This window comes from Lentilactobacillus parabuchneri DSM 5707 = NBRC 107865 (assembly GCF_001435315.1).
In the GTDB taxonomy this organism is placed as follows: Bacteria; Bacillota; Bacilli; order Lactobacillales; family Lactobacillaceae; genus Lentilactobacillus; species Lentilactobacillus parabuchneri.
Window position 1 is genome coordinate 188,548 of the sequence record NZ_AZGK01000004.1, and the last position, 11,574, is coordinate 200,121.

At 44.9% G+C, this 11,574-nt stretch carries 10 protein-coding genes; 9 read left to right on the forward strand and 1 reads right to left on the reverse strand.

Annotated elements, in window-relative coordinates:
• Window positions 1-88 precede the first annotated feature (88 nt).
• The 6 genes from FC51_RS06100 to metF all read left to right on the forward strand — a co-directional run bounded on the left by FC51_RS06100 (window position 89) and on the right by metF (window position 6,767).
• The gene (locus tag FC51_RS06100; RefSeq protein WP_057909912.1) at window positions 89-826 is read left to right on the forward strand and encodes an ABC transporter ATP-binding protein; all 738 of its coding nucleotides are present in this window, start codon (window positions 89-91) and stop codon (window positions 824-826) included.
• Window positions 804-1,973, forward strand: coding sequence for an ABC transporter permease (locus FC51_RS06105; protein ID WP_057909911.1), 1,170 nt, complete (start codon window positions 804-806; stop codon window positions 1,971-1,973). The genes FC51_RS06100 and FC51_RS06105 overlap by 23 nt, the downstream gene beginning before the upstream one ends.
• 9 nt (window positions 1,974-1,982) lie before the next feature.
• Window positions 1,983-2,633 (forward strand): TetR/AcrR family transcriptional regulator, encoded by a 651-nt coding sequence (locus tag FC51_RS06110; RefSeq protein ID WP_057909910.1) that lies wholly within the window; start codon window positions 1,983-1,985, stop codon window positions 2,631-2,633.
• 419 nt (window positions 2,634-3,052) lie between these two features.
• Complete coding sequence (locus FC51_RS06115) at window positions 3,053-3,526, forward strand: S-ribosylhomocysteine lyase (RefSeq protein WP_057909909.1); 474 nt, start codon at window positions 3,053-3,055, stop codon at window positions 3,524-3,526.
• Between the two features lie 81 nt (window positions 3,527-3,607).
• Window positions 3,608-5,893 (forward strand): 5-methyltetrahydropteroyltriglutamate--homocysteine S-methyltransferase, encoded by a 2,286-nt coding sequence (metE, locus tag FC51_RS06120; protein ID WP_057909908.1) that lies wholly within the window; start codon window positions 3,608-3,610, stop codon window positions 5,891-5,893.
• On the forward strand, window positions 5,871-6,767 hold the full coding sequence (gene metF / locus FC51_RS06125) for a methylenetetrahydrofolate reductase [NAD(P)H] (protein ID WP_057911226.1): 897 nt from the start codon (window positions 5,871-5,873) through the stop codon (window positions 6,765-6,767). Before metE ends, metF begins: the two co-directional genes overlap by 23 nt.
• A 475-nt stretch (window positions 6,768-7,242) precedes the next feature.
• Here metF and FC51_RS06130 read toward each other — a convergent pair whose 3' ends face one another.
• Complete coding sequence (locus tag FC51_RS06130) at window positions 7,243-8,361, reverse strand: aminotransferase (protein ID WP_057909906.1); 1,119 nt, start codon at window positions 8,359-8,361, stop codon at window positions 7,243-7,245.
• Window positions 8,362-8,543: 182 nt separating this feature from the next.
• Here FC51_RS06130 and FC51_RS06135 point away from each other — a divergent pair, with 182 nt between their 5' ends.
• The 3 genes from FC51_RS06135 to FC51_RS06145 all read left to right on the forward strand — a co-directional run bounded on the left by FC51_RS06135 (window position 8,544) and on the right by FC51_RS06145 (window position 11,526).
• A complete protein-coding gene (locus tag FC51_RS06135) occupies window positions 8,544-8,954 on the forward strand; it encodes a Spx/MgsR family RNA polymerase-binding regulatory protein (protein WP_057909905.1) in 411 nt (136 codons plus the stop codon).
• A gap of 388 nt (window positions 8,955-9,342) precedes the next feature.
• Window positions 9,343-10,410, forward strand: coding sequence for a YdcF family protein (locus tag FC51_RS06140; protein WP_057909904.1), 1,068 nt, complete (start codon window positions 9,343-9,345; stop codon window positions 10,408-10,410).
• Between the two features lie 18 nt (window positions 10,411-10,428).
• Entirely contained in the window at window positions 10,429-11,526 is a 1,098-nt protein-coding gene (locus FC51_RS06145) for a VanZ family protein (RefSeq protein WP_057909903.1), read from the forward strand.
• Window positions 11,527-11,574: the final 48 nt, after the last annotated feature.

Consider the following 11,574-nt stretch of genomic DNA (forward strand, 5'->3'; position numbering starts at 1 on the left):
TGCAATTTGTGAGTTGACACTCACTTTTCCTGATGTATACTTGAACCATAAATGAGTTAGCACTCACTCACAAAAGGAGGATCAGCTTATGGACGCAGTTGTGACAGTTTCACACGTTAATAAAAGCTTTAACCACAAGCGAATTTTACACGATGTTAATTTAACCGCTTCGACCCACGAGATTTTGGGGTTAATTGGGCCATCGGGAGCTGGAAAAACCACGATTATTAAAAATATTATGGGAATGGAAGAACCGGACGACGGCGCCGTGACCGTTTTTGGCCAACCGATGCCGAACCGAAAGGTGTTACAGCGGATCGGCTTTATGGCTCAAGAAGACGCCTTGTACAATAACTTGACCGGCCTAGAAAATCTCAAGTTCTTCGCGCAATTATTTGGTGTTCAAAAAGACCAGCTTAAGAACCGCATCGACTATACTGCCGGCATTGTCAATCTGAATCAAGATTTAGGCAAACGGGTCAGCAATTACTCCGGTGGAATGAAGCGGCGATTATCGCTGGCAATCAGTCTGATTCAAGACCCCGAACTGCTCGTCTTGGATGAGCCGACCGTCGGAATTGATCCGGAACTTCGACGTCAGATTTGGGATGAGCTTCGCAAATACGCTGAGGACGGCAAGTCAATTATCATCACCACCCACGTCATGGAAGACGCCGCCGAGTGTGATGAACTGTTGATGATTCGAGAAGGTCACGTCATTACTCACGGATCTCCAAGCAACCTTGAGCAGCAATTTAACGTTGATAATTTGGAACAAGTCTTCTTGAAAGCGGGGAAATCAAATGCGAATACTGACAATCACTAAACGAATTTTCGTTGAAATGCTTCGTGACAAGCGGACGCTGGCGCTGATGTTTATCGCCCCACTGTTCATCCTGTCATTGATGTATTTTCTCTTCCAATCAAACACCAATACGGTCGCCGATGTCGGCACGTACAACGTCTCAAGTTCTGTTATTCGAGCAATCGACAATAAACATCTCAAGACCCACGAGATGAGCAGCGACGTCTCGGCTAAAAAAGTCATCCGAGATAAGGACTACGCCGGCTTCATCAAAAAAGAAAACGGCAAACTCATCGTCACGTACCAAAACGCCGACCAAAATAAAACCGCCATCATCAAGAAGTCAGTTCAAATGGCGTTGATTAAAGTTCAGATGAAACAACTGGTAACGGCCACCAAGAAGTCAAAGGCCGGCTTGATCAAAATGCAATCGGCCCTTCAGCAAATTAAAAAACAGCTGCCGGCCTCAATTGGAAGTCGAATTCCGGCGGCTGCAGTCCCTCAAAACGCTTCAAAACCAACTAATTTAAAATTAAGCCAACACTACCTCTACGGTAAAAGCAACTCGTCGTTCTTTACGACAATGCTGCCGGTCTTTCTCGGCTTCATGGTTTTCTTCTTTGTCTTCTTAATTTCTGGAATCTCGCTGTTAAACGAACGAAACTCCCGAACCCTGGACCGCTTGCTGGCAACCCCGGTTAAGCGCAGCGAGGTCATCTATGGCTACCTGACCGGTTACGGTGTCGTGGCGATTATTCAAACAGCTGTCATCACACTGTTTTGTATCTATGTACTGGGAATTGAAATTCTCGGCAGTATCTGGGTCGTCCTGCTGATCTGTTTTGCACTGGCACTCGTGGCGCTTTCGATGGGATTGTTTGTCTCGACGTTTGCCGCTTCGGAATTTCAAATGGTCCAATTCATCCCAATTGTCGTCATTCCCCAAATCTTCTTCTCCGGGTTGATCCCGGTCGCAAACATGGCCGGTTGGCTGCAAGTCATTGCCCACATCATGCCGCTTTACTATGGTGCCAGCGCATTAACCGATGTGATTCAAAAACAAGCCAGTTTATCTGCAGTCATGCCACAATTTTCTGCTATACTAATCTTCTTAGTAGTGTTTGTTGTCTTGAACATGATCGGGATGCGTAAGTATCGGAAAGTGTAGGTGAGTAGCATGTCTTCAACGCCAATTGAATCATTTTACTCGGAAGATATCGACTCGGCGACGGATTTACCGCAAAAACAAAAGCAGGTTCTTAAAGCCTGCTTGGAACTCTTTGCCTCCAAGGGGTTTGAGTCAACGACGACGGCAGACATCGCGGAAAAAGCCGGCGTTAGTCAAGGAACGGTCTACAAACGTTTTAAAACAAAGGATCAACTACTCCATGCCGTTGTCCAACCACTGTTTTCCAAAACCATCCCCAGAGCCGCAAAAGAATTCGCTGAAGATATTCGTCAGTTCAAATATGACAGCTTGGCTGATTTCTTAAAACCGACTCTCATGAATCGACTCACGTTTGGAGCTGAAAACAAGCAGGTCATCAAAATTCTTTTCATGCAGGCGGTTAATGACCAAACATTACTGGCCGAATTGATTGGCCCGGTGAAAGATGTTTTGACCAACACCATCCCTGTTGTTCTCGACGAGTTAAAAAAGCAGCACCTATTGGTTGACTGGGACACCCCGCGTATCATGGAGTACGTCCTTTCAATCGGAGCCGGCTATGGTGCCCAAATGGTTTTGTTCGATCGCAAGTTCGATTTGGAACACATCATCGACCAAGCTGTCGAGTTCTTAGTCAAAGGTCTATCCCCAGAAAAATAATTTATTTTTCCGGAACAGTTGACAATTATTAAAACAACGACTAGTATTATCATTAAATTTTAATGCTAGTAAATTAAAGCTCTGAAGAGAAGAGTACTTAATGAACGGGCCCTTAGAGAATCCGGTTGGTGAAAAAGGATGGCCTGCGAGTTAACGAAGATGAACTCTGAATAGCGACTTCAAGTTAACGCTTGAATTCCGGGTGCGACCGTTACATCGCCGAGTATCGATGTCTGGTACTTTCAGAGGTATTGTTTGTGAAAGCAATACAAATTCAGGGTGGTAAAGCGAAGCATTCGCCCCTCCGTCAGATTAATTCTGATGCGAGGGGCGAATGCTTTTTTTGCATCTAAAATGGCAAACCAATTTACAGCATTAAAAATAAATTAAATACTTTATCTAGGGAGATTGATGACATTATGGCAAAAGTTGAAAGTTTTACATTGGATCACACAAAGGTAAAAGCACCATACGTTCGTTTGATTACGACGGAAACCGGCCCTAACGGCGACGTGATTTCCAACTTTGATTTACGATTAACCCAACCAAATGAAACGGCAGTTCCAACGGCCGGGCTTCATACAATTGAGCACTTACTGGCAAGCCTGCTTCGTGACCGTTTGGACGGCGTAATTGACTGTTCCCCATTTGGCTGTCGAACCGGTTTTCATTTGATTACTTGGGGTGAACACAGCACCACCGAGGTCGCTGAAGCACTCAAGGGCTCACTTGATGAAATTGCCAACCAGGTTGAATGGAAAGATGTGCCGGGCGTCGATAAGTACAGCTGTGGCAACTACCGCGACCATTCATTGTTCTCAGCCAAAGAATGGAGCAAGAAGATTTTAGATGAGGGTATTTCAAATGACCCATATGAGCGCCATGTGATTTAATCAGCCAGTGAACCACCGCTTATTGATTTAAAGGACACTTTCCGACACTAACAGAAACAACACAATCAGGAGGAATAATACATGACAACGACTATTATCGGCTTTCCAAGAATTGGTCATCATCGTGAGTTAAAATTTGCGACCGAACATTACTGGAAAAATAAAATTGACCAAGCTGAATTACAACAAACCGCTCAAACCATCAGAAAGAATCATTGGCAGGCACAACAAGCTGCCGGAATTGATTTAATCCCCGCTGGCGACTTTTCATTCTTTGACGGCGTGTTAGACACCGCCAACCTACTTAATATCGTTCCCGACCGTTACAAACAGCTTAACTTATCTCCACTGGACGAATATTTTGCCCAGGCACGGGGTTACCAAAACGGCTCTGAAACCGTCAAGGCACTGCCGATGAAGAAGTGGTTCAACACGAACTACCACTACATCGTCCCCGAATTTACCAAAACGACCCAGGTGCAACTAGTCGGCGACAAACTCTTCAATGAAGTTGATGAAGCCTTAGCACTTGGAATTAACGTCAAGGCAGTGATTACCGGTCCTTACACCCTGCTTAAACTAAGTCGTTTTCTTGACGGCACCACCCCAAATGATTTTGTGGCAGACCTCATTACCGCATATTCAAAAGTCATTGAAAAGTTAGGCCAGCAAGGTGTTGATTGGGTTCAAATTGATGAGCCTGCGTTAAGCTTTGACGTCAATTCGGCTGAAAAAGCCTTGTTCGACAAGCTCTACCAAGGCATTCTTGCTGTAAAGAGATCCACTAAGATCCTCTTGCAGAACTACTTCGGCGATATCCGGGATATTTACAATGACGTCATCAATCTTGATTTTGATGGTATCGGCCTGGACTTTGTTGAAGGCCGATACAACGCCGAACTCGTGAAGAAAAATGGCTTCCCTGCTGACAAAGTACTATTTGCCGGCGTTGTTAATGGTAAGAATATCTGGCGCAACCATTACGCCAATACCATTGACTTCTTGAACGGACTGAACACCCAAGCAAAAGTTGTTTTAAGCAGTTCAACTTCTCTTCTTCACGTCCCATATAGCGCTGAAGATGAAACCAAAGTGCCCTCAGACGTCAAGCAACATTTAGCCTTCGCGATTGAAAAATTAGCCGAAATCAAAGAACTCGACAATATTTATCACGATGAAGCCGACGGCAAGGTCGCCCTCGAGAAAAATAACGCCCTCTTCAACAATGTTAAACATCCTTATAATGAAGCAGTTCATGAGCGGATTGATGGATTAAGTGACGCCGATTACACCCGTTTGCCAGCTCGAAGTGAACGGGAAAAGATCCAAAAGAAGGAATTCAACTTACCAATCTTGCCCACCACCACGATCGGTTCATTCCCACAAACCAAAGATGTCCGACAAAATCGTGCCAAACTGCGTCATGGTGAGATTTCCAAGGAAGAATACGACAAATTCAATGAAGATAAAATTCGCCGGATCGTCAAAATCCAAGAAGAAATCGGCCTTGATGTCCTGGTCCACGGAGAGTATGAACGAAACGACATGGTTGAATACTTTGGCGAAAAGCTGGATGGCTTTGTCTTCACCCAAAACGGCTGGGTTCAATCATACGGAACCCGTGGTGTTAAGCCACCAATCATCTGGGGCGATATCAGCCGGACTGCCCCTATCACCGTTGCCGCTTCGGTATTTGCCAAGAACTTAACCGACAAGCCAATGAAGGGCATGCTGACAGGACCAGTTACCATCTTCAACTGGTCATTCCCACGAGAAGATGTGACGCCTAAGGAATCAGTAACTCAGATTGCTTTAGCCCTCCAAGATGAAGTCCTCGACCTTGAAAAACACGACATTAAGATTATTCAAATTGACGAGCCGGCGTTACGGGAAAACTTACCGCTTAGAAAGTCCAACTGGTATTCTGAATACCTCGATTGGGCAGTTCCGGCATTCCGCCTTGTTCACAGTAAGGTTCAACCAAGTACCCAAATTCACACCCATATGTGTTACAGCGAATTTGGCGATATTATTAAAGCTATTGACGCGTTGGATGCCGATGTGATTTCATTTGAAGCTTCCCGTGCGGACTTCACTTTGATCGACCAACTGGTTGCTGCCAAATTCCAGACGGAAGTTGGCCCCGGTGTTTACGATATCCACTCACCTCGAATTCCGTCCGAACAAGAAGTTGAAGGCCTTATTAAACAATTGGTTGAAAAACTGCCAGTTGATAAGGTTTGGATCAACCCGGATTGTGGCCTTAAGACGCGTTCGGAGGACGAATCGTTTGAAAGTCTGAAGAATATCGTTGACGCCACCAAGAAGGTCAGGAGTGAGATCAATGAGCCTAACGGAGTTATTTAAACATAAAACTGTCTTTTCATTGGAAGTCTTTCCACCTAAAAAGACCTCCCCGACCGAAGCAATTTTACCAACTTTGACGCGACTGCAGTCCCTTAATCCCGACTTTATCTCAGTGACATTGGGAGCTGGCGGCACCGATCACTGCGATGGCACCGTGGAGATTGCCAATTTAATTCAAAACAAGCTGAACATTCCAGCCGTTTCGCATGTACCGGGCCTTTACCAAACCAAAGAACAGGTACTTGCCTTATTGGATCGGCTGGACAGCATCAACGTCAAAAACATCTTGGCATTACGAGGTGACCGAATTGCCGGTAAACAACCCGCGGGCGACTTTACTCACGCCAACGAACTGGTTAAATTCGTCAAGGAACAACGCCCTGATTTTACCGTCGCCAGCGCTTGTTACCCCAACTGTCACACCGAAGCGGCCGGCTTTGTCGATGACTTGGCCCACCTTAAAGAAAAAGTTGACGCTGGCGCCGACCATTTAATCAGCCAGCTGTTCTTCGATAACCAGGCATTCTATGATTTTAAAGAGAAAACTGAAATCGCTGGCATTAACGTTCCAATCGAAGCCGGCATTATGCCCTGTACCAATAAGAACCAAATCGAGCGGATCACGCAAATTTCAGGCGTTCCGATTCCAAAGAAGTTTGCGGCAATTATGGATCGTTACCAAGATAGTAAAGAAGCAATGCTGGACGCTGGGATTGCCTTTGCGGTCGACCAAATTATCGACCTGGTTTCTCAAGGCGTCGATGGCATTCACCTTTATACGATGAATAACTCGAAAATCGCCAAACGTATCTGGGACGAGACCGAATCCGTCTTTGCGGCATCCGACTTGAGCAAACAAAAAGCAAACTCATAAAAAAATCGTTTAGTGACATAACCGGCTTGAACGGTTAAGTCGCTAAACGATTTTTTGTGACCATTCTTTCTTGGAGGAGAAGAATTGGTTTAGTTTGCATGAAGTGTTAACTGCGATCGACGAAAGATCCGGTGAGCAACCATTAAGGCCATGGCTGTTGCGGCAATCCCTGACGTATAATACAGATTTTTGCGGTTCATTAGCCGACTTCCTTTCTCGTATAACGGGTAAATAACAATTTGCTGGAAGAATCATATCTTGGAGGAGACGTTCTTCACTTTAAATTGAAATCGTAACAGTTTACCGACTGTGTTTGACCTAGTGACTAACCTTTGAATCATCCCTTCTTTCATATTTGATTGTTCTTAGATTACCGTCGCCAGCTTAACCGAAGCTTAAAGTGCGGCCAAATCCAAATATGAATGATGATCCTTAACCAAATCGCTAACTCCTTTAAATCATCTTAAGAAACCCGCTAGTCGTACTGTCTCAAAAAAACGGATAGTCGCTTTAATCCTTCCTTTAGGGTTGCTTCGTCGGCACAATACCCCAATCGAACGTGACCGGGCATGTCGAATCGGTTACCCGGTACCAGCAAAACGCCGGTTTCTTTTAATAAGCGAACACAAAAGTCTTCAATATCATCGGGAACGTCGAGCTTGGGAAACGATGTTGAGACCGCTTGGGGCATCACAACACTGGCTCGCGGTTCAGACGCAATCCATTGCCGATAAATGTTTAAGTTGTTAAGGACTAACTGTTGATTGCGGGCTAAGACCTGCTTGCGGTGCTTCAAGATATAAGTTGCCATCAAGTCATTAAAGACACCAGCGCAAATCATGGTGTAGTCGCGGTACTTTCGGAAAATATCGGCCACTTCGTGATTCGAGGCCGTCCAGCCAATCCGGATTCCGGGCATCGAATAGGTCTTTGACAATGAATTGGTCGCAATCCCACGATCATAGAGGTCCACAATCGAAGTAAACGCTTCTGGATGGTCCAATGGTAAATAAACTTCGTCGACCAAGACGTAGGCGCCAACCTGGTCAGCAAGTGCAACCACTTGTTTTAAGAAGGCCTCATCTAAAAGCGTCCCGGTGGGATTATTGGCGTTGTTCAAACAAATCATTTTGGTGTCGGGGCGGATTAAAGCTTTTAATTCCTCAATATCCGGGTACCACTGCTTGTCTTCGTGGATGTGCCAGAAATCAACCGTTGCGCCCAACGACTTGGGAATGTCGTAAAGCTGTTGGTACGATGGATACTCGGAAATGACGTGGTCGCCCGGCTCAATCAATGCGTATAAGGCCAAGTGGTTCGCCCCCGTTGCGCCGTTGGTCTGCAAAATATTTTCCGGGTCCACATCAGCATACAGTTTGGCCACTTCAGCTTTAAATTCGGGCGAGCCCTCAATCCAACCATAGTTCATCTTCTCCTTGTCCAACATGTCATAGAACTCGGCTCCCTGATGGCCGTCGAGTGCTAAAGCCTCTTGCATGGTCATCGACGAAATTGTGCTTTGAGAGATGTCGTACGTCGCCGACTTTTCCCATTTATTTAACCATTCTTCCACACCAAATCCAGCAATTTTCATTCAATCCAGCTCCTTTATTCATATTTGTATTCAGGTCAATAATATAGCACCAGTGTTAACCATATTCTTATAGTTTATATTTGACTTTGTTTATACTCATGATATGATAAACGTGGGGATAGGTTGGTGAGCCGATGCATCAATTTTCATTGTCGTCCTAGTCAGCAAAGGAGATGGCAACCATGCTCAACTTATATTTGGCACCCAGCAGCTCATCCAGTCGACGGGCAAAAAAGTGGCTCATTGACCACGGCATTGAATTTACCGAACGCGATATCTCCAAGGACCCCTTAACCGCAGATGATATTAAACGACTGCTCAGATTGTCGGAAAATGGGACAGAAGATCTCATCTCGACTCGATGCATCAGCTACCGCAAGCTCAAAGTCAACTTTGATAATCTAACTGTATCACAGTTGATCGACTTGATGGTTAATCACACTGACTTAATCCGCCGGCCGTTGATTTTCAACGACCAACAGTTGCAAGTTGGTTTTAGTGAAGAAAATATTCGCAGCTTCTTGCCAAGGCACGCAAGAAAAGAATTGTTAGACGACATGTTGGCACACGCGGATGCCGTGGAAACTGTCTAATTAAATGGGTGTTGATTGGGCTGGGACAAGACTTCGGTTTTGGTCCCGGCCTATTTAAATTGTACTAAAGCTGGGGCTGACATGAAGTGTGAGATAGGTTGAATTCATCATTTTTCCCATTTTTCAGCCATAAACCAACGCTTTATTCATGGACATCTATACTTACATAAATTATACTTTACATATCGTGATCCCCTATTGTCATGTGGTAACAACTCAATGTATTCTACGAGTGCTGACGAGTTTAAATCCACGAAGTGACAATTTAGGGGGTCATTTCATCATTTTCTGGTTGTTGTGGCGCTGTTTCGATGTGAATTTGATTTTCCGATTTCATACCCGAAACCTGCCTCTTCCAACCGGATGCTAACTTTTAAGGGGTGTTTTTATGGCTTTATTACTGCCGACGACTATTATCTTAATTATCGTTGTTGGACTATTTTGTACATATTTAATCAAATTACGCAATTCACTGTATATCGGTGCGCTCGCCAACCTTTCGCTTCTGGTCCTGCTCATCTTCTTGGTACAGTTAATTTCGCTTTTGGATAGTCAATTCTGGGGGATTGTCCTAGGTGTTGCCGTCTTCATCGTTGGCGGTTTGGTACTTTTAGGACTGGCCCTAAGCTTTATTTTCTTCTTTATTAACGCCTTTGTAGTCTGGAAGCGCGAAGGTTACAGTCTAAGCAGTTCGCTGACACTGATAACCGGGATTGCCGTCGTTGTGGTCGATATTCTCTACTTCACCAATCCATCTTTTGGCCCCAGGCCCCTGCAAGCGGCAGTTACAACCTTCTTGACCCTACTTATTTTCTACGTCCTGCTCACGGTTTGGAACACCATCTCATCGATGCTGTTGTACCGGCTTTACTTTCCCAAAAAAGATAAGGACTACATTATTGTTTTGGGAAGTGGCTTGATCGATGGCTACAAAGTTGGTCGTCTGCTGGGTAACCGAATTGATAAAGCCCTGGAATTCTACCACGATCAAATCAAAGCTACCGGCAAACACGCCAAATTAATTTTTTCTGGCGGCCAAGGTGGCGACGAACTGTTACCAGAGGGAGAAGCGATGCAAAAATACGCATTGGAACATGGCATCCCCAAAGAAGATACCCTGGTTGAAAACAAATCCGTCAATACCAAACAGAATCTGCAATTTTCTCGTCAAATGATCGAAAAAGATAGTGGCAAGACCGATAGCAAAGTCATCTTCGTCTCAAATAACTATCATATTTTACGTGCCGGTGTGCTGGCGCGAAAGTTAAAGTTCGTTGCCTTTGGCGTTGGCGCGCCAACCCCATTTTATTTCCTGCCCAACGCCGTTATTCGGGAACACCTGGCATTTTTAGTCATGAATAAGCGGTCAAATATTGCCATCATTATTTTAATTTTACTGATTTCGATTGGTGCCGGTCTGTTGCTGTACTTTATTCCAGGCGAAACAATCAGATAACTAGTTTAGGAGAGTTTTATGTCACAGTATATTCACGTTATTTATACCGCAGCCTTTTTATTCCCGCTGCTATCGATTTTTATTACCTTACCAATATTGCTTGTAAGTTATCATAAATACGGCGCGATACCGAAGTGGAGTATCTTCATGCTGTACACCTTCGTATTCTACATGATGTGTGCCTACTTCCTAACGATTCTGCCGCTGCCGTCACGGACTTACGTGGCTCATTTGACAACGCCGACACACAATTTTGTGCCGTTTACCTTTGTCAGAGAGTTTATCAAATACAATCCATTTTCACTCACCCATCCGGGGACTTGGATTGCTGCGCTCAAAGCGCCAACGGTTATCCAGCCGGTCTTTAATATTTTTCTGACCCTGCCGTTTGGTTTCTATATGAAATATTACTTTCAACGATCATGGAAACAAACGATTCTATTGACCTTCTGCTTGTCGCTGTTTTTTGAGCTCACGCAGTTATCCGGGCTCTACGGATTTTACCCTCGCCCATACCGCCTGTTTGATGTCGACGACCTGTTGCTTAATACGACGGGGGGCATTGTCGGTGCTGCTGGGGCAGTCTGGCTCGGCCGTTACCTGCCAACCAAGGAACAAGTTACCAAGCGGACAATGGCGCTCAGTAAGAACATTTCACCAATTAGACGGATTGCAGCCCTTGGTGCTGACTGGATCATCATTTCAATTTTTAGCGCCATTCTTGGTATTGTGATCAAAACACCGTGGGTGACCACCGCGATTGGTTTTATCATCTTTATCCTAGGATTTGAACTGGTGAGACAACAAACCATCGGCATGCGGCTGGTCCACATCAAAATTGTTGACCGCAATGGTCAAAGTGCCAGCCAGGCTAAAATTTTACTTCGCAATCTATTGGGCTACGGGATCATTGGCGGGCTGTTTGAAACCGTTGGCCGTCTGCTGGATATGACAGCTACAGCGCCTTATTCACAGCTGACCAATATCCTCCATCTTGTGTTAGTCCTATCATTTTTCCTTCTGTTGGTATTTGTCGACCTCTTGATTGACTGGTTCTCACAGAAGCATCTATTGTTCTTCGAAAGATTAAGTGGCACAGACACCAAGCCCGCTTGATTTATTGTAAATTGTATATAGAAAAACTACTAAGCTTAGAGGCGTATA